The sequence below is a fragment of the Pedobacter humicola genome, from assembly GCF_056490705.1.
Window position 1 is genome coordinate 71,368 of the sequence record NZ_JBWJIG010000012.1, and the last position, 22,356, is coordinate 93,723.

Sequence of the window (22,356 nt, forward strand, 5' to 3'; positions counted from 1 at the left end):
TGACACCGCAAAAAGAAATGTGCATCCTGCAACCTGAAAATGAAATGCTGTTTTGGTTGTCGAACGCTGGGTGCAACATTGCCCTACTCAAAAAGCAATCTATAATCTTCAACAAAATCGATAAATTTTCTTGGCGATTTACCGGTAACATCCCGTACAGCATGGCTGATTATTGCAGCTTCGCCACGTGCGTAATGGGCATAATCTTCTATTAAGCCTGCAGCCTGCCATTGAGGGAAGCCAAACTGAAGTAAAGCAGCTAACATCTCATCATCAGAAACATTAATGTATTTAATTTCTTGATGTAATACTTCAGAAAGAATTTCAGCTATTTCGTAGTGACTAATTGCTTCTGCACCAGTAATGTCATAAACTTTACTATCCTGATCGCTTGTAATAAGCCTTTCTATAGCAACAGCTGCAATATCCCTGATATCCACCAAACTGATTTTTGCACCGCCTGCAGTAGCGAAAAATTGCTGCTGATATTTAATGGCATCAGCAAAACCAAGCAAACCCTGCATGAATAAGTTGGGCCGTAAAAAGGTGTACCGTAAGCCTGTATTCTTAATTTTTTCTTCAACAACGGCATGGTAACGGAGAAAGCGTACCGTAGAATTTACATCTGCCGCAAATTGCGATAGCTTCACAATATGTTTTACACCGCTTTTAACCGCCATGTCTACAAAATCGCACTGTAAACTTTCTGCATCCGGTGATGAATTGGTTAACAGAAAAACCTGTTCTATTCCTTTTAAAGCTTCCAATATGCTTGGCTTATTTTTAAAATCGCCTATAACAATTTCGGCTCCCTCGAACTGTTTTAAATCTTTCGCTTTATCCAAAGACCTTACCAATGCTCTAAAAGGAATTTGTTTATCCGCCAATTGTTTTGCTAATACTAAACCTATACTTCCGGTTACTCCTGTAATCAGTATGGTTGGGTGATTTAAATCTGTCATGTGATTAATATTTAATTACATCGCAAATTTCAACCCTTGGGCACGAATAAAATTGTAAGAAAACGAAATGGGACTAAAAGGCCTTTTCGGTAAGGAGTACTCCCCTTTCGCCATTACCCGTTTCGATAGTATGTACGTGTTTATAAGAATGGCTGAAAAAATCGTAACCATGTTCCATTTGTCTGATGGAAACCGTACTTAATGGATAATTAAAATTGGTTTGCATACACAGTAAGCTGCCATTTGCCAATAAAAGAAAGTCACAGTCGTAACCCTGTTCCTGCAGTTCGATTACTTTTTTTGTAATGGATACATTTAATCTATTGGTAGTGCGAATTCTATTTTTCATGGGACATTGTTTTGGGAAATCATTATGTTAATTAAATATATCTATTAATTATTACGATTCAAAATATAATATATTGTTATACAAGCAATTAAAATCACAATTTCAATGAACCTGACTTGGATATCTGTAGTTTTCATTTCGTCAGGGATTTTAAGCAGAATCATATTTGTATCATATTATCTACAATACAGCTAAAAGACATTACAAGCCGGAAAATAATTTCATTATTTAAAATGCATGGCATAATTTCGTAAACCTTAACATCACACTTAATGAAATTAAAATGTATCGTAATTGACGACGACATCAGTGCCGTTGACGGTATAAAATCTTATATTAATAAGCTCACCAATATCCAGTTAATTAAATCCTATACCGATCCGATAAAGGCCCTAAATGAGATAATGGCTGGAGATTCTGTCGATATTGTTTTTATAGATGTTGATATGCCCATGATTTCGGGCATAGAACTATCAAAAGCAATACGGCATAAAACTGACAAATTGATATTTACCACTTCTCATTCTAAATATGCATACGAAGCTTTCGAAATGTACGCGAGCGCCTATTTACTAAAACCTTACACTTTTGCCCGCTTTGCGGAAACCATAAACCGGATCTTTCCCCACAGCCCTAGCGTACCAAACGTTACGGTTAAGCAAGAAGATGATTATTTTTTTGTGCGGAACAAAAACGAAAACAATACCCTGATCAAGGTAAGATACACCGATATTGTCGCGGTAGAGAGCCTGCAAAATTATGTACGGATTTTCACGTTGAGCGAAACCATTGTTTCATACATTGCCTTATCAGAAATTAAGATCATTTTAAAGGATTATCCCAATTTTGCACAGGCGCACCGTTCCTTTATCATCGCCAAAAACTATATTGAAAAGGTAGAAGGCCATACATTAAAAATGATCAACGACCTCACCATCAACATAGGCAATACTTATCGCGAAAGCATACAAGATTACATTAAGGAAAAAACAATAAAAACTAACCGCTCTTAAAACTAAATTTTTAGTATTTTCGTTATCAGTGTATTAAAACTATTGTTTTTTTTTCATATAGTGCCGTTCCCCAATTTACTAGCCAAATGACCTCAATAAACGAAAAAGATAACCACAAAAAGCGGGCAATACTTGAATGGATTGTCAGCAAAAAACTTCACATCATCGTTTGGATCATTTTTATATTTTATGAATCTATTATTGTTGGCTTAATTAGTGGAAAATTTGGTCAGCTGGCCCCTTATATCTTATACTATTCGCTTAACATCACTGCATTCTATGTACATGCTCACCTTATACTTGCAATCGGTTTAAAAAACCCTAAACAAACTGCCTGGAAACTTCCATTATTACTCGTTTTAGAAATTATCGCCTACTTCATTTTTACCGTAATCCTTGATTATATCATTATTTATCATACGGAGTATAATGGATTGAGGAGGATTACTTTAGACGTAAAATATTTCTCACCATCATTGTACCGGTGTATTTATTTCATGTGCTTCTCTACAGGTTATTATTTTTTAATGCGGTACATAAATGAAAGAAAAAAGACCGAAGAATTAGAGAAACAGCGCTTAAACAACCAGATACAGATAGCAAGGTCGGAAAATGCATTTTTAAAAGCACAAATACAGCCTCATCTATTATTCAATACATTAGACTTTATCTATCAGAATGCAAGAGAATCATCTCCAATTGCTGCTGAAACCATTCTCTCACTTTCAGAAATGATGCGTTATTCAGTTGATAGCAACAAGGATAGAGAGTTTATCTTATTAGATGAAGAGATTAACCAGGTAGAAAACCTGATCAACTTGCATCAGCTCCGTAAAAATCATGGTGTGCAACTCCGTTTTTGGTACGAGAACGAGATCCGTGGAGTAAAAATCATTCCGATGGTACTCGTCACATTAGTTGAGAATATGTTTAAACATGGCGAACTGTTAAAAGCATCCGACCCTGCAGAAATATCCTTAAAAGTAGACCAGGGCAATCTGATTATAGAAACCTCTAACCTAATAAAATCCATTAAAAACAACACAGGTTTAAGTGCTGGAATGGAAAATATTAAAAAACGTTTAGGTTATACTTATGGACATCATGCGGAATTCAAATATTTCAGTGATACCAGGCATTATTTTAAAGTAACAATTAACATTAAGCTCGCGGAAGACCATCGGTTTTAACATGTTTATTCCAAATCTTCAAATTCTACTTAAATTTCAAATAAAAAGACAATTTTTCTTGCCGAATACATAAAAATCCGTTTCCAACTTGTTTTTTTTTCTTTTTATAGGGTGAAATTGTAATTTGCACTAACTAAACCTACAAAAATGTCAATAAGTTGCATCGCTATTGATGATGATCCGCATGCCCTGGAAAGCTTAATCGCGTACATGGGTAAATTGCCGGATTTAAAACTTGTTCAAACCTTTACAGAACCGCTTCAGGCATTAGCCGAGATATCTGTTTCCAGCCCTGTTGATATTATTTTCATGGATGTAGAAATGCCTTCGATTTCGGGGATTGAGCTTGCCGGACTACTAAGACAAAAAACAAAACATCTGGTTTTTACCACAGCACATGCACAGTATGCCATTGATGCTTTTAAAGTTGATGCAGATGCCTATTTGCTAAAACCCTACTCGATATTACATTTCGCAAAAACCATAAATAATTTATATCCCACAGGTAAAAAATCACCTCATCTGTTTTCTGTTTTTGATGAACATTTCTTTTATATCCCATTATTGGAAGAAAACGGTGATTTGGCAAGAATAGATTTGAATGAACTAATTGCCATGGAGGATTTTGGTGAAGATATTCAGTTCAAAACAACCAAGAACACATTTCTAAGCTCCAAATCAAACTTTATTAAAATGCTTAAAATGTTGAAGAACCATCCGGCATTCATACAGATAAGTGCTTCAGTTATCATTTCCAAACAGCATATAAAAAGTGTATTGGGCGATAAAATATTGCTATCGGGAGAAACCTATTATACCGTATCGGAAGCAAACAAAGAGGGCTTCACCAACTTTATAAAAGAGAATCAACCTACAGAAGGGCCTCAATCTGGGCCAATACAATAACATCGGTTCAAATATACCACAACCCATCTGTTTTCTTTTTTTAGCTTCCGTTAAAACATTAAGGCGCAAACTTTGTATTAGGATAGTCTATTTTATTATTAATTGATTATCCGTTTTGAAAAGAGTATTGGTTGTAGATGATGATCCTGATGTATTAGAGGTTTTCCAAGAGGTATTAGAAACCGAAAATTATAAAGTTTACCCTCTATTATCACCGCGATATATATTTAAAACCATTAGGGATTTTAATCCTGATCTGATTATTCTAGACATTATGTTGAATGGAATGGATGGGCGTGCCGTATTTAAAGAACTGAGATTGAATCCTGATACAGAAAGTATCCCCGTAATCCTGGCTTCGGCCAGATACGACGAGAATTACATCGCATCCCAAAAATATCATCCCAATGATTATTTAGAAAAACCTTTTAACATGGCTGATTTACTACATAAAGTAAACGCTTTAACCGAAAATTAAAAAAATCAGATATGAAATTAAAACTACTAATACCAGTAATATTGTTATGTGCTGCAATATCCATTAACGCAAAAGCACAAGGCAGACCCGATAAACTTTATTCGATGAGCAGCATAGGTTTTGCTTTTCCAATGGGTGAAACTTCAGACTATTTTAAACCAAAATTTTCTACCGCTTTGGGTTTAAACCTAGCTTTGGGTGAAGGTGGCCTGTTTTTGTATCCCAAAGTAAGCCTGCACGCTTTTACTTTTAACCAGATTACGCCAGACGAAGGTTATACCTATACCCTGCAAAAGGGAAGGGCGACTACCTATTTATTAAATGTTGCGCTAGGTTACCGTAAAATTGTAAACAAATGGGCTTTTTATGGTTTTGCCGGTGCAGGAGGTGGAATTATCCTCACTCCCCAGGCCGGAGTGAATACGGCAACACTTCAGGTTACCCAGGATAATAAATCGAATGGCTTGGGCATTGCTGAAGGCGGTGGTGGCATCGAATACAATATAGGCGGTGCCAATTTATTCGTAGAAGCCAGTTACATGTACGGCTTTAGTAAAATCCAGAACAGGGTTTTTAATACTGTACCGATCTCTGTAGGTATTAAACCTAATTTAAGCAAACTGCTGAGCAAACTTTAGTAACATTCACATACAAAATACCGGAGCGATTGCGTTAAATATGTAATCGCTTTTTTTATGCTAAAGAAATAATCAAAATTATTTTTATACTAATTATTTTAGCATAGCTTTGTATTTCAAATTTATTGAATGTTATACGCAGTTGTAGATATCGAAACCACTGGTGGTCACGCCTCAGCAAATGGCATTACCGAAGTTGCCATTAACATTCACGATGGCAAGCAAATTGTCGAATCGTATACTACCCTAATCAATCCAAAGCTGCCTATCCCAGCCTATATTACGGCACTTACCGGCATTGATGATGAGATGTTGCAAGATGCTCCAGGTTTTGAAGATGTTGCGCTACAGATTTATCAGCTATTAAATGATAAGATTTTTGTGGCACACAATGTAAATTTTGATTATTCCTTTTTAAAACATCATTTAGGCGTTGCAGGATACGATTTACAATGCAAAAAACTTTGTACGGTAAGGTTAAGCAGGAAATTAATCCCAGGTAAATCATCCTATAGTTTGGGTAAATTATGTACTGCGCTTCAGATCCCGATACAAAACCGACACCGTGCAGCTGGTGATGCCGATGCGACCAGTATTCTTTTTAATCTGTTGTTAGATCATGATCAGGAAGGTGTGATTGCGGAAATGTTAAAGAAAACATCAAAAGAGCAGGTTTTACCACCTCATTTAGATAAAACTTCTATTTTAAGATTACCAAACCAACCCGGAGTTTATTATTTTAAAGACAGCAAAGGTAAAATTGTATATGTTGGAAAAGCAAAAAACCTTAAAAAGCGGGTAACCAGTCATTTTACCGGCAACACACCAAACAGGCAACGTCAAGAGTTTTTGCGCACCATTCATCATGTAGACCATGTGATCTGTGGTACCGAGCTGATGGCCTTGATCTTGGAGGCCAACGAAATTAAACGTCTTTGGCCGGAAAACAACCGGGCCATGAAACGTTACGAACAAAAATATGACTTATACGTTTTCGAAGATCAGAATGGTTATTTACGCCTGGCTATAGATAAACACAAAAAGAACAATAACCCCATACAGAGTTTCAACAGCTTACTGGAAGGATATAACTTTTTAAGTCAATTGGTTGATCAATACCAACTTTGTTCCAGGCTTTGTTATTTGCAGAAAACGGCAACCAAATGTTACGCACATGAAAACGGCCAATGTTTTGGTGCCTGTAGTGGAATAGAAACGGTTTCTGTTTATAATAAAAAATTAAATGCAGCATTGAACGATATCCAAAAACAGCAACCAAGTTTTGCACTGGTTGATGAAGGCAGAAAGGATGAAGAGTTTAGCTGTTTAGTGGTAGAAAACGGAAAATTTTACGGTATGGGTTATTTTACAGACAAAAACTACCTTTCTGATGGCTTGGCACCGATCAAGAGCGATCTTTCTATTTACCAATCCAACAGCTACATTGTGAATTTAATTTTAAATCACGCAGAACAACATCCTCAAAAATTGTATAAATTGTAGGAAATTTAATCCGATGTTATTTAGATATCCTGTAATGGCTCTGCTATTTTTGCTTTCATCTACTTTATGTTTTGCACAAACATGATGTTCATTGAGCAGAATATTGGGAAGGAAATATTTCAAAAAACCAAGTATGGTGATATTAGATCTACATATTTGGGGAAAATAACAGATAAAAACGGAAAAAATCTATTTTATGTAATTAAAGAATTCAGCGGATAAAGGCTGCTAGAGTGTACCATGGCAATAGCTGGCTTATATTTTACAGTCCGGATAAAAAACTCAAAGCCAGGTATCATTTCGATATGCCCGTTGAATTACCATTTAAACTAAGTACAAATACCCTTTATTTTTACGATACGGATGAAAAACCGGTTAAAGTGTTAACGATTAAAATGAATAGCCGGTTGCCGAAGCAAATACTCAATAGTTCGCCAATTTCATTTATACAAAACTAATGGATAGTTTAATTTTCATAGCCCATTGTCTATCTTTCGATGAAGTTATTGAACAACCGCATTTCGAAAAAACCTCTTTTCGTGTACATAAAAAGATCTTTGCCACGCTGGATAACATAAAACATAGCGCCACTTTTAAATTATCAGCAATTGATCAGTCTGTTTTCTGCGGTTTTGATCCGAACAATATCCTACCTGCTACCGGCGCATGGGGCAAACAAGGCTGGACAATTTTTAATCTAACAGGGCTTAAAGATGAAATGATTATAGATGCACTTACACTTTCATATTGCAATGTGGCACCAAAAAAGCTTTCGGAGAAGTACAAAGATTAAGTACAATTCCTAACTTCATAAGTTGAAATCCACTTAAATGCTTTACAGGGTAAGCATTATCGCAATAGCTTCATTTGGCAAATTGATAAAAAAATAGGCTAATAACACGATATTTTGTTTGGATAAACATTGCCCTAACGCTTTAACCATATAAGGAATAGAAGAAAATATAAACTGATTACGAAACCTAAATTGTCTCAAACAGCCCTATAAATTTTCGTTTTTAACAAGGGTAACTCTACAGTAAGTAAGCTATCTTTACCTACAGCAAAAATATAAAACCTTATGACAAAATCACTTTGGATAAATCTTCCGGTAAAAGACATTAGTAAATCAAAAGCATTCTTCACAAAATTAGGCTTCTCACTTAACCTGCAATATGGTGCACGTGAAGATTCAGCCTGCTTTTTAGTGGGAGAAAGTAACTTGGCCATTATGCTTTTTGAAGAATCCCTGTATGAAGGATTTGCAGGAACCTGTATTGCCGACCAACGCCACGGCGGCGAGGTGCTATTCTCTTTTGATGCCGAAAGCCCGGAAGAAGTAGATGAGCTTGCCCAAAAAGTGCTTGATGCTGGCGGTACGCTCTATGGCGAACCTGGCTACAAAGATGGCTGGATGTATGGCTGTGGTTTTATTGATTTAGATGGACAGAGATGGAGCATTCTTTATATGGATATGAGTAAAATGCCTTTGGGTTAGTACTCAACAGATAATCTCAAACTATTTAAAACTAAATTTGCGTAAGCAATTACTTACATTTATATTTGTAAGCAATTACTTACGCAATTATTTTATGAGAAGAGATGTATTTCAGGCCATTGCCGATCCTACCAGAAGAGAAATCATCAATCTGATTGCTCACAATAGTTTAAACCTGAATGCCATCGCCGAAAATTTCGACATGAGCCGGCCCGCTATTTCACAGCACATTAAAGTATTAACCGAATGTGGTTTGGTAGAAATTACACAGCAAGGCAGAGATCGATATTGTAATATACAATTTCAGAAACTTGCCGAAGTTGCTAAATGGGTTGAACAATACCGCATTTTCTGGACCAGCAAATTAGATGCTTTAGGAGTACACCTATCCAAAGAAACTAAATCAAAATAAAGATGGAAAACGAACCAATTGTAGTAGAACGCGTGTACAACGCCCCTATCGAAAAAGTTTGGAAAGCTTTAACCGATAACAAAGAAATTAAACAGTGGTATTTTCAATTAGAGGATTTTAAACCAGAAGTAGGTTTTAAATTTGAGTTTTATGGTGGTGCAGATGATGGGCCGCAATATTTGCACCTCTGCGAAATCACAGAAATTATCGAAGGCCGAAAACTAGCTTATAGCTGGCGCTATGATGGCTATCCGGGTAATTCTGTGGTGAGCTGGGAATTATTCGAGCGGGGTGATCAAACACTGTTAAAACTGACACACACAGGTACGGAAAGTTTCGCTTCTGCCGGGCCTGACTTTGCCAAAACAAGCTTTAATGGTGGCTGGAATTATTTTGTAAATGATGCACTGAAAAATTATTTAGAGCCCGGAATTTAATTTCATCCGTTCCGCCGTTCTGATCCGATAGCTGTCGGATTTATTTCAGGTCAAATACTGGTCGTAGCGTCTCGCTACGACCTTATATACAATCCGTATTCTGTGTCCCCACATATCTTCTATTAACCGCTATCTAAATTTCTTCCAGAGCCGATTTTATCGCAGCGTAAACGTAATCCAAATCTTCATCACTAATCACATACGGCGGAAGAATATAGATGATGTTACCAAGAGGCCTTAATATAATTCCTTTATCTAGGAAATAAGCATACAGTAGATTACGCAGGTTACTTAAATAGGAGGTTTCATTACCTGTTTCCCACTCAATCGCAATGATGGTCCCCGTTTGCCTGATGGCTTTCACCCTGGCGTGCGACTTGATTTCTTCCAGAAAAACCGCATGTTTTGCTTCTACACGCTTGATATTCTGGAGTGTTTCGCTCTTTAATAAAATATCCAAACTTGCTAAAGAAGCCACACAGGCAATCGGGTTGGCGGTAAAGGAATGACCATGATAAAGCGTTTTTAGCTTATTGTCGCTCAAAAAGGCTTCAAAAATTTCATTGGTACAGGTGGTTACCCCTAATGGCATCGTCCCGCCAGTTAAACCTTTGCTTAAACAAATGATATCAGGCTTATTACTTAATTTTTCACAGGCAAAATAAGTTCCCGTTCTCCCGAAACCTGTCATTACCTCATCAGCGATTGTTAAAATTCCTGCAGCTTTACAAGCCGACAAAAGTTGATCCAGGTATTTTGCTTCATACATCAACATTCCTCCTGAACCTAAAATAAGCGGTTCGAAAATAAAACAAGCGGTATCCGAAAGATTTGAGATATGAGATACGAGATAGGAAATGTTATCTTCATCCGGCAGATCGATAAACTCTACATCGAATAATAAACTGTTAAACGCATCCGTAAAAATACTACGCCCACTAACTGACATTGCCCCAAAAGTATCGCCATGATAGGCATTTTTAAAGGCCAGTATTTTTGTTTTAGGTTTCCCTTTATTGTCCCAATATTGCAAACACATTTTTAAGGCCACTTCAACAGCTGTTGAGCCATTATCGGTATAAAAAACCTTATCCTGCTTACCTGGCAAAATAGGTAAGAGTCTTTCAGCCAATAACACCGCAGGCTCGTGGGTAAAACCGGCAAAAATCACATGCTCCAGTACATTAAGCTGTTCTGCCACTTTTTGCGCGATATAAGGATGCGAGTGACCATGAATATTGACCCACCAGGATGATACGGCATCAATATACCGCTTGCCACTTTCATCAAAAACGTATACTCCTTCGCCCCTGACAATGGGGATATGTGGCAGTGCATTTTTCATTTGGGTATAAGGATGCCAAATTACTTTTTGATCGCGTTCAGTTAGATTGGGTTGAGCATTGGGAGTTTGGAATTCGGAGGTACCTGACATAAATAATTATACTTTAACTGAATATTGTTCTTTTAAAAGTTGTGCAACGGTTTTATCGGTTTTGAATGTGATCTCTTCAATGTTCAGCTCTTGTATTTTTACCCACCTAAAAGCCTGGAGGATTTCACCTTCACCATCGAAATCGTAAATAATATCTTTAAATGCCAGCTGCAATGGTGCTTTTTCTTTAACCAGATAGTATACACTAATGACCTGACTATCATTAAACGACGATTTCTCAAAAAAATCGGTCGTATAAAAATGCGATAACACCTCAATTTCGGCATCACATTCTTCTATAAATTCCCTTTTTAAACCATCTATTAATCCTTCGCCAAGTTCGAGGCCACCACCTGGAAACTTACTAAAGCGAAATCCGTATTCTTCTTCGTCGCTGATCAATACCTCATTATTTTGATTGATCAACAAACCATAAACCCTTATGTTAAAGTAGCTCATTTTCGAAATGTTTTTTGTTTTTAATTACTATTTCTGGTGTCCACACAATTTCTTTCTTAAAAGCTTCAGATCTTACCGGGCATTCGCTCATGCAGCAATAGTGGCAGCATTCGGGTAAACAAGGGTCGGCATGAATAAAAAGTTCAGCCTTACGAAAGCCTTTTTTATTGATCAGCTCATCAATTTGAGAAATCTCTTTATGCACCTTATTTAAATCAAAATAATAGGGCAAAGTTACATGGCAATCGATATGAAATTCGGGGCCATATTGCTGTGTCCGTAAATTGTGTACATCAATCCAGGGCTTATGTCTATTATTTTGCAACACGGCTACCACTTCCTCAACAAGTGTAAAATCACTTTCATCCATTAACCCACCAACTGAGCCACGGGTAAGTTTATAACCAGAATACACGATGTAAAAGCCCACTAAACCAGAGAGTAAGCTATCTAACCAAATAATATTTGTGAGCTGGATCAGGATTAAGCCCAAAACTATAGCTCCGCTGGTATAGGTATCGGTTAATAAATGTTTACCATCGGCCTGCAAAGTAACAGAATGTTCGTCTTTGCCAACATTGATCAGATAAAGTCCAACGATGAGGTTAACAAGCCCTGTAATACCGATAATGAGTGTTCCGGTTAGTAGTTCGCCAACAGCATGCGGATACACCAGATTGTACGAAGATTTAAAAATAATGACGATTCCTGCAATTAAAATCAATATTCCTTCTACAAATACAGAAAAAAACTCCACTTTTCCATGTCCGTAAGGATGGTTTTCATCCCGCGGTTGCGTGCTTAAATAAATGCTATAAAAAGCAAAACTCCCGGCGATTACGTTTACAATGCTTTCTGCAGCATCTGTTAATATCGCATTTGAACCTGTAATAAAGTAAGCTACAAACTTGGCCAGCATCAATACAACACTCACCAACAGAGAAATAATTATAGCCTTCTTTTTAACCGACACAAGGTATTTTTTTCAAAAATACGCTTATCGGATAAATTAAATGAGAAAAACTATGTCTTTTTTAGTGCAGAATAATATTTGGTTTATATATTTGCGCTCAAAGTAATTAACCATGAGCACCTTATCCAAAAGAATCAACAGTCTGTCAGAATCTGCAACCCTTAAAATGACCAAACTTGGCCGCGAATTGGCGTCTAAGGGCATTAACATCATTAGTTTAAGTGTTGGCGAACCCGATTTCAATACACCCGATCACGTAAAAAACGCGGCAAAAAAAGCATTAGATGAAAATTATACGCGCTACTCGCCGGTACCGGGCTATCCTGACCTGCGCCAGGCGATCGTAAATAAGCTGAAAACTGAAAACAACCTGGATTATGATATCTCTCAGATCGTTGTTTCAACAGGTGCTAAACAGTCGTTATCGAATGTTATTTTAACCTTAATCGATCCTGACGATGAAGTAATCATTCCTACACCTTATTGGGTTTCTTACTCAGAAATGGTATTGCTTGCTGAAGGAAAATCTGTTTTTATCGATACCGATATTGAAAGCAATTTCAAAATTACGCCAGCGCAGCTGGAAGCAGCCATTACGCCAAAATCGAAACTGTTCATGTTTTCTTCCCCATGTAATCCAACGGGGTCGGTATATAGCAAAGAAGAGTTGGCTGCATTGGTTGCTGTTTTCGAAAAACACCCTAATATCTATATCTTATCTGACGAGATTTATGAGCACATCAACTTTGTTGATCAGCACGAATCTATCGCACAATTTGATAGCATTAAAGACCGTGTAATCATTGTTAATGGTTTCTCTAAGGCTTTCGCCATGACGGGTTGGAGATTGGGTTATATTGCGGCAAACAAAGAAATCGCAGCAGCTAACGATAAATTACAGGGACAAACCACTTCTGGAACCTGTTCTATTGCGCAAAGGGCCGGAATTGTAGCCTACGAGCAAGGTTTAGCCAGTGTTTTAGAAATGAAAGAAGCATTTTTACGCCGTAGAGAATTGGTGTACAATTTATTAAACGAAATCCCAGGTGTAAAAACAAATCTTCCAGATGGTGCTTTTTACTTCTTCCCAGAAATCAGCGCTTTCTTCGGTAAAAAAGATGCCGATGGAAATGTAATCAAAGATTCCTCAGACCTGGCTTTATATTTATTGAATGTAGGTCACGTAGCTACCGTTGGTGGCGATTCATTTGGGAACAATAACTATATCCGTTTATCTTATGCAGCATCAGACGAAAGTTTGGTTGAAGCATTAAGAAGAATAAAAGAAGCATTGGCTAAATTAGCCTAATCCGTTTTCAATTAACAGCAACATAAAAAAACCCCTCATTAATTTAATGAGGGGTTTTTACTTTTATCATCAGTCATCCCGACTAAAGCTTATCGATTTTACATCGAAAGCGAAATGACGAACTGCTATTTGAAAATGAAAGCCAGTATTCATCGGGGCGTCAGTCCTTCTTTCCGCTGCAAGTCCTCGCTGCGCTGTGGGCTTTCCGCTACAATAAGGTTTATAAACCGTATTAACTGCAGCGAACTGCAAATTACGAACTTAAAACTGTTAACTGAAAACTGTTAACTGCTACTAGCTTCTTATTGCCTCAACCGGATCCAATCTTGATGCCGAATATGCAGGCCAGAAACCAGAGATGGTACCGATTATAATCGATATTCCAATTCCTAAGGCAATATTATTTAAGCCCAAAATAATGTGAAAATCTGTGGCAGCACCAATAGCCAGCGCGAGCAGAAAGACGAGTAAAAGCCCCAGCAATCCGCCTAAAATACAAAGTGAAATGGATTCGAATATAAACTGAAGTAAAATAAAATAGTTTTTTGCCCCCAGAGATTTTTGGATACCGATAATATTGGTTCGCTCCTTAACCGATACAAACATAATGTTGGCGATACTAAATCCGCCCACCAAAATAGAGAAACCGCCAATTACCCAACCGGCAATATTGACCATTTTAAACATCGAATCTAACTGATTGGAAATGATAGTGGTTTTATTCAAAGCGAAGTCTTCCTCCTGTCCCGGTCTGATCCTGTGGATAGAGCGCATCAAACCTTTTAATTCGCTCTCCACTTCTTCTAAACTCACATTATCTTTACCACGAACGGTAATTTGCGGCCCGTAACGTTCATTCTGAATATCTAAAACCCCTTTCGCAAAGGCGATTGGAATGTTCACGTTTTTATCGAGCGAGGTACCCAACATATCTTCACCCTCTTTTTTGAAAACACCGACTACGGTTAACCTTCTTCCTAAAATCTGCACCTGCTTTCCTACAGCCTTATCTCCATCAAAAAGTCCATCGGCTATATCAGAACCTAAAATACAAACCGGCGAGCCGTTTTTACTTTCATTTTCTGTAAAATATCTGCCATCCTGAAGTTCGAAGTTCCAGGTTTTATTAAAATCATGTGAGGCTGCCCAAACTGAAATTCCTTCCACAGAACTACTTCTATATTTGATGGTTCTGTCATTGGTTGATATTTCGAAGGTAACGCCCTGCGCATTCTCGATTCTTTCTCTAAGTGCCTCAAAATCGCGTAAAGAAGGCTGAGGGCGGTTCATGTATTTCCACCAGGGATAATTATCACCAAAACTCCAGGGCCATTTTTGCACATAAATGGTGTTTGAACCTAATTTATCTACACTCGACTGCAATTTACCACGAAAGGTATCTACCGCCGAGAATACTGCGATAATGGTGAAAATACCGATCGTTATCGCTAAAAGTGATAACATGGTACGCAATTTATTCTGACGCAATGCATCAAACGCAAAACGGAAACTCTCGCCTATTAGCCTAAAGATTATCATAATTAAGGGTTAGATGCAAAGCCATTAAAAAGGTTACACGATCTTCAAAACTAATTAATTTTATCCCTACAAATGCATTTAAACACTGTATTATTTGATTTAAAATGAGGTAAAACATAATATACCTAAAATGCGTTTGATAAAATACGGAAAAGAAAAATTAAATTCGTATTTTTGCACCTCAAAAAATTCATCAAGAATGAAATTATCACAATTCAAATTCAACTTACCAGAATCATTAGTGGCCAACAATCCGGCCGAACAACGCGACGAAGCTCGCCTAATGGTTTTACACAAAGACAGCGGTAAAATTGAGCATAAAATCTTCAAAGACGTTTTAGGTTATTTTGACGACAAAGACGTAATGATATTAAATAACACTAAAGTTTTTCCTGCCCGTTTATATGGCAACAAAGAAAAAACAGGTGCTACTATCGAAGTTTTCTTATTACGTGAATTAAACAAGGAATTACGTTTGTGGGATGTTTTAGTAGACCCGGCCCGTAAAATCCGTGTAGGTAACAAATTATACTTTGGTGATGACGACTTATTGGTTGCTGAAGTTGTTGACAACACCACATCACGTGGCCGTACCATCCGTTTCTTATTCGAAGGTACCGACGAAGAGTTTAGAAAAAACGTTGAAATTTTAGGCGAAACCCCACTTCCTAAATACATTAAACGTAAGGCTACTGCCGAAGATAAAGAACGTTATCAAACCATCTTTGCTAAACACGAAGGTGCTGTTGCTGCTCCAACTGCAGGCTTGCATTTCAGTCGCGAGTTGATGAAACGTTTGGAACTTAAAGGTATAGAGTTTGCTGAAGTAACTTTACACGTGGGTTTAGGCACATTCAGAACGGTTGAGGTTGAAGATTTAACCAAACACAAAATGGATTCTGAGCAGTTTATTATCGAGCCGAAAGATGCTGGTATTGTAAACAAGGCTTTAGAAGATAAAAGAAAAATCTGTGCAGTAGGTACCACTTCAATGCGTGCAATCGAATCTGCCGTTTCAGCAAACAGAACATTAAAAGCAGCTAACGACTGGACCAGTAAGTTCATCTTCCCTCCATACGATTTCAGTATTGCAAACTCAATGATTACCAATTTCCACACACCAGAATCTACTTTATTGATGATGGTAAGTGCATTTGGAGGTTACGAAAATGTAATGAATGCTTATGAGGTTGCGGTAAAAGAAAAATATAAGTTTTATAGCTACGGCGATGCCATGCTGATCATATAGATTTGAGTATTGAGATATGGGACTTGAGTTAAATCAAGTCTCATATCTCAAATCTATAATCTCACATCTCAAAACATGAAATACTACGCTATAATTGTAGCAGGCGGTTCTGGAAATCGGATGCAAACAGAAACCCCAAAACAATTTCTACTGCTCAAAAACCTTCCGGTTTTAATGCATACCATAAAAGCTTTCGCGCAGAGCGATACCCAGCCCAAAATTTTATTGGTTTTAAATAAAGATCAACAAGGTTACTGGGCACGCTTATGCGAGGAATTTAATTTCCATGTCCCACATCAACTTATAGATGGCGGAACAGAACGTTTCCATTCGGTAAAAAATGCCATTCACACTATCGACGAAGAATGTTATGTAGCGATACATGATGCTGTTCGTCCACTGGTGTCCAAAACACTTATCGACAACTGTTTTAAGGAAGCTGAAGTGCAGGGAAATGTTATTGCTGCGGTACAATCAAGCGACAGTGTCCGTATGCTCAGAGACAAAAAAACATCAGCTTTAAAGCGCGATGAGATCTATCTGGTACAAACCCCACAAACCTTTAGTCTTAACATCCTAAAGGAGGCCTATAAGCAGGATTTCGACAGTCGGTTTACCGATGATGCAAGTGTAGTCGAATCAATCGGCCAGGAGATCAATATTATAGAGGGCGAAAGGGGTAATATTAAAATTACCTATCCAATCGATTTAGAACTTGCAGAATTGTTACTAAAGAATTAAAGGATGCAGAAAAGGAGTTTCAAAAATGAAACTCCTTTTTCAATGCATTCATTTTTAAGCTATCTTGTTAAAAATGGATGGCGGCGCGATATATCTTATGCAGCCCTACCAATTACCTTAAGCAGAATTGCAATAACTGCGATTACCAATAAAACGTGGATGATTCCGCCCACATCGCCGAAGCCGTGAAACACAAATCCTATTACCCATAGTATTACCAATACTACTGCGACTAAATACAATAAATTTCCCATAGTGTTAATTTTTTTAGTAATGTTATATTATTGCTCTATTAACACACGGCTTTTCTATTTTGTTTAAAAAATGTAAAGATTTTATTTCTTAATCAATCTGTCCCATCAAAATAAGCCAGCCAAAATATTGGGCAAAAAAAAACCTCCCGGTTTTTCTGGAAGGTTCTTTTCGTTTCTGATTCCTAGTATTCGTCTTCATTAAAGAAGAAATCTTCTTTGGTAGGATAATCCGGCCAAATTTCCTCAATCGTTTCATAAGGTTCGCCGTCATCTTCTAGTGCCTGTAAGTTTTCAATTACTTCTACTGGGGCACCAGAGCGGATACCATAATCAATTAATTCGTCTTTAGTTGCAGGCCATGGTGCGTCTTCCAAGTGCGATGCTAATTCTAATGTCCAATACATATCTTCAATTCAATTAAATTCTTGTTCGTATTATTGCGCAAAGTATATTAAAATTTTCGAGCAAAACAAACTTATTTTTCCACTATTAAACACGAGGGATCCAAATGTTTTCTTCTGCTTTAAAATAGATGGTCAGTTTTCGTGCCAAAACAAATAAATAATCACTTAAACGGTTCAAATAAACCGTTACGCGCTCATCTACAAAGCTATTTTCTGCAAGCTCCACTGTCAGCCGTTCCGCCCTTCTACAAACGCATCTTGCAATATGGCAGTAGGAAACGACAGTATTTCCGCCAGGCAAAACAAAATGTTTTAAAGGAGGCAATGTTTCGTTAATCAGATCCATCTCATCTTCCAATAAAGTAATATCCGCATCATGCAGATCAGGAATCTTCATTTTGGATTTTTCGGGGTCGGCAGCAAGCGATGCCCCTATCGTAAAAAGCCTGTCTTGAATTTCCTTTAATAATTGCTGATCATGCGCTACAATATCCTGGCACATGATCAGACCGATGTACGAATTTAATTCGTCAACAGTTCCATACGTTTCGATGCGCAAATGATATTTAGGCACACGGGTACCGCCAATGAGTGAGGTTTGGCCCTTATCGCCTGTTTTGGTATAGATTTTCATGCCCCCTAACCCCCTGAAGGGGGAATAATATGTTAATTAATTTTCTCCCAATCGCTACCGTTATCTTTCAATGCCTGCAGGCGTGGAGATACATTTTTGATATCGGTATTTAAATAGTCGTTCTCAATTAAACCGTCACGCATCCTTACAATACGGTGTGCATGCTGTGCAATATCCTCCTCGTGTGTGACTAAAATGATCGTATTTCCTTTACTGTGAATTTCTTCCAGCAAACCCATAATCTCTACGGATGTTTTGGTATCCAAGTTACCTGTTGGTTCATCTGCAAGGATAATAGAAGGGTTATTGATCAATGCCCTGGCCACTGCAACGCGCTGGCGCTGACCACCCGATAGCTCGTTTGGCTTGTGATCCATACGATTGCCCAGACCCACGTTTTCTAATGCCTGTGCTGCTCTGGCATCTCTGTCTTTTTTGCTGGTTCCGGCATAAATTAATGGCAAAGCTACATTATCTAAGGAAGTTGAACGGGGCAAGAGGTTAAAAGTTTGAAAAACGAAACCAATTTCCTGGTTACGCACTTCAGCCAGTGCATCATCACTCATGTGACTTACATTTGTACCGTTTAAGATATAAGTTCCGCTGGAAGGTGTATCCAAACAGCCTAAAATATTCATTAGGGTAGATTTACCAGACCCCGATGGCCCCATCAGTGCTACAAATTCGCCTTTATTGATATCTAACGAAACTGATTTTAAAGCGTGAATCACTTCAGATCCAATAACATATTTACGGCCAATTTCTTTTATAGTAATGAGTGGTTTCTCCATGTTTTTTCTCTTTTAGACAAGCGTAAAGGGCAAGATGTTACAAGCGGGTTGAAAATTAAACTCAAATGTTGCCGATCAATTATTTTTCGATAATTTTAGGTACCATGAAAAATTGATCAGTGTGTTTTGCAGCGTTTTTTAAACCATCGGCCGTAGAAATTTCATGTTTTTCTACATCCTCGCGCCAAACATTTACCGATTCGTTCATATAAACCAATGGTTTAACATTCGAAGTATCTAATTCATTTAATTTTTCCATGAATGACAAAATTTTGTTCATTTCAGGGATTAATGTATCTACTTCTTTTTCATCAATATGAATTCGGGCCAGGTCGGCTATTTTATGGATGGTGTTTGCGTCTAAATTCATATTTATACTAACTTACTGTCAATCAATTTAAAAACCTTTTCCTTTAACACATCAGAATCGACATCAGCCAAAGTTGAGGTATTTATCGGTTTGTGGACGTAAATATCGCAAATTCCCGGCTTACTTCCATACTTTGCGCCGTCATCCCAGTTAATTTTCCAAACATCGGTAATGCTAACAGGAACTAAAGGGATATTTTTATCTATGGCCAAACGGAACGGTCCGTTTTTAAATTCGCCAAGCTTTGGCGGATAATGGTCATCGATTTTACCTTCAGGAAAAATAACCAGGCTCATCCCCTTCTCTAAATTTTCGCCTGCCTTTTTAAATGCTTTAAACGCAGAAATCTTACTGTCTCGGTTTACCGAAATATCAATTGTTCTAAAAAAAACGCCTAAAACCGGATTGTTCAATAACTCATCTTTGCCCATAAAATGGAATTTCCCATGGCCCATGATGCAGAAAATCATGATATCTAAATTGGAAGTATGGTTGGCGCAGTAAATATAGGTTTGTTTAGGATCCAGTTTTTCCTCATACTGGTAGCGGAAAAATACTCCTGAAAATAAACTACATAAAAAACTATTGGCTTTTCTACAAAAATTGAGGATACCGTAGTATTTCTCATCACGTGAAGTGATGTAATACAATGGATAAAACAGAGCGAAAAAAAACAGTATCCAGAATAAAAACCAAACCCGGTGTACCTGCCTCAGAAAGTGGATCATAGATATTTCAAAAATATAAAATAGTTTGATATTTCAAACAACTGATTGCATTGTGGAAAGGCAGTAATTCTCTGATTGTTGCAATGACCTGTGTTAATAAACCTATTGCTTCGAAGAGCCCACAGCGTAGCGTGTAATACAGCGAAAAGAAGCACTGAAGCTGCCGATAAAATACAGACATTTATTTTCAAATAATGAATATCTTGCTTTGTGGTGAAGTGCGACACCAAGCATTAGAAAACGGAAGCCTCAGAAAATTCTTCCCATTAAAATTGATTGATTGATGATTTGCTTGTATTTTATTTTTAATTTCGTGCCATTATGAAAGAAACAGTGGTGAGCGGCATTCGCTCAACAGGAAAATTACATTTGGGTAATTATTACGGTGCGGTTAAAAACTTCGTTCAGATGCAGAACGACTATAACTGCTACTTTTTTATTGCCGATTTACACTCTTTAACTACACACCCTACCCCAGCCGACTTACACGGAAATATTAAACATGTTTTGGTTGAATATCTGGCGAGTGGTATAGATCCAGAAAACAGTACCATTTATATACAAAGTGATGTTCCTGAAATTGCAGAGCTTTACTTATATTTAAATATGAATGCCTACATGGGCGAGCTGGAACGCAGTACCTCTTTTAAGGATAAAGTACGTGCAAATCCTGATAATGTGAATGCAGGTTTATTAACCTATCCGGTATTAATGGCTGCTGATATCTTGATCCATAAGGCCACAAAAGTACCTGTGGGAAAAGATCAGGAGCAACATTTAGAAATGGCCCGTACTTTTGGGAACCGGTTTAACAGATTATACAATACCGAATATTTCCCTGAGCCTTATGCGTTTAGCTATACCGACAAGTTGGTTAAAGTACCAGGCTTAGATGGTAAGGGTAAAATGGGCAAATCGGAAGGTGAAGCCAATGCGGTATATTTATCAGATGATCCTGAAACCATCCGCAAAAAAGTAATGCGGGCGGTGAGCGATGGCGGTCCGACGGAAGAAAACCAGGCAAAACCTGAGCCGATCCAAAATCTATTTGATTTAATGAAAGTGGTTTCGAGTGCTGATACCCACGCTCATTTTGAAGATTTGTACAGCAAAATGCAGATCCGTTATGGCGATTTCAAAAAGCAATTGGCAGAAGATATGATTATTGCTACTGCGCCAATGCGCGAGCGTATCCAGGATATTGCCAAAGATGATGCTTACTTGAGACAAGTTGCTAAACATGGTGCATTAAAAGCCCGTGAAAGTGCACAAAGAACTATCAGAGAGGTTCGCAGTTTAATCGGGTTTAAAAGTTTTTAATAATTTTAATAGATTTGAGAGGTGAGACATTAGATTTGAGACAATTGCTCGATCACATATCTCATATCTCATATCTCATATCTAAAGAAGATGCACATAGCAATTGTAGGAAATATAGGAGCCGGTAAAACCACATTAACAGGTTTATTGGCCAAAAATTACGGATGGGAAGCTTTATACGAGGCTGTGGACAATAACCCTTATCTGGAGGATTTTTATAGCGACATGAAACGTTGGAGCTTTAATCTTCAGATTTATTTCCTGAATAGCCGTTTTCAGCAGATTACAGATATTGAAGTAAACAAACGCAATGTTATTCAGGACAGGACCATTTATGAAGATGCACACATCTTTGCAGAAAACCTGCACGATATGGCCTTAATGACTACCCGCGACCATGATAATTACCGTGCTATTTTTGATAATATTACCTCTTTTATTAAACCACCAGACTTATTGGTTTACCTGCGTGCATCAGTACCAACATTGGTAAATAACATTCAACGTCGTGGCCGTGAATACGAAGCAGGTATCAGGATCGATTATCTTTCAAAACTGAACGAAAAATACGAAGCCTGGATTAAAGGTTATAACCTGGGTAAATTATTGATTTTAGATAAAGACAAATTGGATTTCACCAATAATCCAGAAGATTTAGGTACCGTAATCCAATCTATTGAAGCTGAGATTAACGGTTTATTTTAGCCCCAAGCCACTAAAGTAGCGTTGGTATTGCAATAAATAGTTTAAATACTTAATGTGATCAA

Annotated in this window: 27 protein-coding genes; 15 read left to right on the plus strand and 12 right to left on the minus strand. The window is 37.5% G+C overall.

All coding sequences use genetic code 11. The features are described 5' to 3' along the window. Positions 1–83 precede the first annotated feature (83 nt). Both AC04Q1_RS18260 and AC04Q1_RS18265 read right to left on the minus strand, forming a co-directional pair. On the minus strand, positions 84–962 hold the full coding sequence (locus AC04Q1_RS18260) for an SDR family oxidoreductase (RefSeq protein ID WP_478366005.1): 879 nt from the start codon (positions 960–962) through the stop codon (positions 84–86). A 73-nt stretch (positions 963–1,035) separates the two neighbouring features. Next, positions 1,036–1,311 (minus strand): hypothetical protein, encoded by a 276-nt coding sequence (locus tag AC04Q1_RS18265; protein WP_478366006.1) that lies wholly within the window; start codon positions 1,309–1,311, stop codon positions 1,036–1,038. Positions 1,312–1,583: 272 nt separating this feature from the next. Between AC04Q1_RS18265 and AC04Q1_RS18270 the strand changes: the two genes are divergently transcribed. The 10 genes from AC04Q1_RS18270 to AC04Q1_RS18315 all read left to right on the plus strand — a co-directional run bounded on the left by AC04Q1_RS18270 (position 1,584) and on the right by AC04Q1_RS18315 (position 9,383). Continuing rightward, positions 1,584–2,324, plus strand: a complete 741-nt coding sequence (locus tag AC04Q1_RS18270) for a LytR/AlgR family response regulator transcription factor (protein ID WP_478366007.1) — start codon at positions 1,584–1,586, stop codon at positions 2,322–2,324. 86 nt (positions 2,325–2,410) lie between these two features. Next, on the plus strand, positions 2,411–3,514 hold the full coding sequence (locus AC04Q1_RS18275) for a sensor histidine kinase (protein ID WP_478366008.1): 1,104 nt from the start codon (positions 2,411–2,413) through the stop codon (positions 3,512–3,514). A 147-nt stretch (positions 3,515–3,661) separates the two neighbouring features. Beyond that, on the plus strand, positions 3,662–4,420 hold the full coding sequence (locus AC04Q1_RS18280; protein WP_478366009.1) for a LytR/AlgR family response regulator transcription factor: 759 nt from the start codon (positions 3,662–3,664) through the stop codon (positions 4,418–4,420). Positions 4,421–4,535: 115 nt separating this feature from the next. Next, on the plus strand, positions 4,536–4,898 hold the full coding sequence (locus AC04Q1_RS18285; protein WP_478366010.1) for a response regulator: 363 nt from the start codon (positions 4,536–4,538) through the stop codon (positions 4,896–4,898). Positions 4,899–4,909: 11 nt separating this feature from the next. After that, positions 4,910–5,536 carry a hypothetical protein gene (locus AC04Q1_RS18290; RefSeq protein ID WP_478366011.1) on the plus strand — a complete coding sequence of 209 codons (627 nt, stop codon included), beginning with the start codon at positions 4,910–4,912 and terminating at the stop codon, positions 5,534–5,536. Positions 5,537–5,665: 129 nt separating this feature from the next. After that, positions 5,666–7,039 (plus strand): exonuclease domain-containing protein, encoded by a 1,374-nt coding sequence (locus AC04Q1_RS18295; RefSeq protein WP_478366012.1) that lies wholly within the window; start codon positions 5,666–5,668, stop codon positions 7,037–7,039. Between the two features lie 457 nt (positions 7,040–7,496). Then, positions 7,497–7,832 (plus strand): MmcQ/YjbR family DNA-binding protein, encoded by a 336-nt coding sequence (locus tag AC04Q1_RS18300; protein WP_478366013.1) that lies wholly within the window; start codon positions 7,497–7,499, stop codon positions 7,830–7,832. Positions 7,833–8,117: 285 nt separating this feature from the next. Next, a complete protein-coding gene (locus tag AC04Q1_RS18305; RefSeq protein WP_478366014.1) occupies positions 8,118–8,534 on the plus strand; it encodes a VOC family protein in 417 nt (138 codons plus the stop codon). A 94-nt stretch (positions 8,535–8,628) separates the two neighbouring features. Beyond that, on the plus strand, positions 8,629–8,946 hold the full coding sequence (locus AC04Q1_RS18310; RefSeq protein WP_478366015.1) for an ArsR/SmtB family transcription factor: 318 nt from the start codon (positions 8,629–8,631) through the stop codon (positions 8,944–8,946). Between the two features lie 2 nt (positions 8,947–8,948). Next, positions 8,949–9,383 carry an SRPBCC family protein gene (locus AC04Q1_RS18315; protein ID WP_478366016.1) on the plus strand — a complete coding sequence of 145 codons (435 nt, stop codon included), beginning with the start codon at positions 8,949–8,951 and terminating at the stop codon, positions 9,381–9,383. Positions 9,384–9,516: 133 nt separating this feature from the next. On the opposite strand, the gene bioA is transcribed toward AC04Q1_RS18315, so the two are convergent. The 3 genes from bioA to AC04Q1_RS18330 are packed head-to-tail and all read right to left on the minus strand — an operon-like array spanning position 9,517 to position 12,250. Then, positions 9,517–10,818 (minus strand): adenosylmethionine--8-amino-7-oxononanoate transaminase, encoded by a 1,302-nt coding sequence (gene bioA, locus AC04Q1_RS18320; RefSeq protein ID WP_478366017.1) that lies wholly within the window; start codon positions 10,816–10,818, stop codon positions 9,517–9,519. 6 nt (positions 10,819–10,824) lie between these two features. Further along, a complete protein-coding gene (locus AC04Q1_RS18325; RefSeq protein WP_478366018.1) occupies positions 10,825–11,277 on the minus strand; it encodes an NUDIX domain-containing protein in 453 nt (150 codons plus the stop codon). Next, positions 11,264–12,250, minus strand: coding sequence for a cation diffusion facilitator family transporter (locus AC04Q1_RS18330; RefSeq protein WP_478366019.1), 987 nt, complete (start codon positions 12,248–12,250; stop codon positions 11,264–11,266). Before AC04Q1_RS18330 ends, AC04Q1_RS18325 begins: the two co-directional genes overlap by 14 nt. A 112-nt stretch (positions 12,251–12,362) precedes the next feature. Here AC04Q1_RS18330 and AC04Q1_RS18335 point away from each other — a divergent pair, with 112 nt between their 5' ends. Further along, positions 12,363–13,559 (plus strand): pyridoxal phosphate-dependent aminotransferase, encoded by a 1,197-nt coding sequence (locus AC04Q1_RS18335; RefSeq protein ID WP_478366020.1) that lies wholly within the window; start codon positions 12,363–12,365, stop codon positions 13,557–13,559. 294 nt (positions 13,560–13,853) lie between these two features. Here the strand turns inward: AC04Q1_RS18335 and AC04Q1_RS18340 are convergent, their stop codons facing one another. Then, positions 13,854–15,098 carry an ABC transporter permease gene (locus AC04Q1_RS18340; protein WP_478366021.1) on the minus strand — a complete coding sequence of 415 codons (1,245 nt, stop codon included), beginning with the start codon at positions 15,096–15,098 and terminating at the stop codon, positions 13,854–13,856. A gap of 199 nt (positions 15,099–15,297) precedes the next feature. Here AC04Q1_RS18340 and queA point away from each other — a divergent pair, with 199 nt between their 5' ends. Together queA and AC04Q1_RS18350 are read left to right on the plus strand one after the other, a co-directional pair. Then, positions 15,298–16,347: a tRNA preQ1(34) S-adenosylmethionine ribosyltransferase-isomerase QueA gene (gene queA, locus AC04Q1_RS18345; protein ID WP_478366022.1), complete on the plus strand. Its 1,050-nt coding sequence runs from the start codon at positions 15,298–15,300 to the stop codon at positions 16,345–16,347. Between the two features lie 75 nt (positions 16,348–16,422). Then, positions 16,423–17,088: a 2-C-methyl-D-erythritol 4-phosphate cytidylyltransferase gene (locus AC04Q1_RS18350; protein WP_478366023.1), complete on the plus strand. Its 666-nt coding sequence runs from the start codon at positions 16,423–16,425 to the stop codon at positions 17,086–17,088. 95 nt (positions 17,089–17,183) lie between these two features. Here the strand turns inward: AC04Q1_RS18350 and AC04Q1_RS18355 are convergent, their stop codons facing one another. From AC04Q1_RS18355 to AC04Q1_RS18380, 6 genes are all read right to left on the minus strand, one after another. Continuing rightward, positions 17,184–17,342: a lmo0937 family membrane protein gene (locus tag AC04Q1_RS18355; protein WP_109924584.1), complete on the minus strand. Its 159-nt coding sequence runs from the start codon at positions 17,340–17,342 to the stop codon at positions 17,184–17,186. Positions 17,343–17,524: 182 nt separating this feature from the next. Further along, positions 17,525–17,746: a DUF2795 domain-containing protein gene (locus tag AC04Q1_RS18360; RefSeq protein WP_010603503.1), complete on the minus strand. Its 222-nt coding sequence runs from the start codon at positions 17,744–17,746 to the stop codon at positions 17,525–17,527. Between the two features lie 85 nt (positions 17,747–17,831). Further along, the gene (locus tag AC04Q1_RS18365) at positions 17,832–18,380 is read right to left on the minus strand and encodes a cob(I)yrinic acid a,c-diamide adenosyltransferase (protein WP_478366024.1); all 549 of its coding nucleotides are present in this window, start codon (positions 18,378–18,380) and stop codon (positions 17,832–17,834) included. 32 nt (positions 18,381–18,412) lie between these two features. Then, positions 18,413–19,171, minus strand: a complete 759-nt coding sequence (locus AC04Q1_RS18370) for an ABC transporter ATP-binding protein (RefSeq protein WP_478366025.1) — start codon at positions 19,169–19,171, stop codon at positions 18,413–18,415. Between the two features lie 79 nt (positions 19,172–19,250). Continuing rightward, entirely contained in the window at positions 19,251–19,541 is a 291-nt protein-coding gene (gatC, locus tag AC04Q1_RS18375) for an Asp-tRNA(Asn)/Glu-tRNA(Gln) amidotransferase subunit GatC (RefSeq protein WP_478366026.1), read from the minus strand. Positions 19,542–19,543: 2 nt separating this feature from the next. After that, positions 19,544–20,269 carry a lysophospholipid acyltransferase family protein gene (locus tag AC04Q1_RS18380; RefSeq protein ID WP_478366027.1) on the minus strand — a complete coding sequence of 242 codons (726 nt, stop codon included), beginning with the start codon at positions 20,267–20,269 and terminating at the stop codon, positions 19,544–19,546. Between the two features lie 321 nt (positions 20,270–20,590). Between AC04Q1_RS18380 and trpS the strand changes: the two genes are divergently transcribed. Together trpS and AC04Q1_RS18390 are read left to right on the plus strand one after the other, a co-directional pair. After that, entirely contained in the window at positions 20,591–21,589 is a 999-nt protein-coding gene (trpS, locus tag AC04Q1_RS18385) for a tryptophan--tRNA ligase (protein ID WP_478366028.1), read from the plus strand. 90 nt (positions 21,590–21,679) lie between these two features. Then, positions 21,680–22,294: a deoxynucleoside kinase gene (locus AC04Q1_RS18390; protein WP_025144984.1), complete on the plus strand. Its 615-nt coding sequence runs from the start codon at positions 21,680–21,682 to the stop codon at positions 22,292–22,294. The last annotated feature ends 62 nt before the right edge of the window (positions 22,295–22,356 follow it).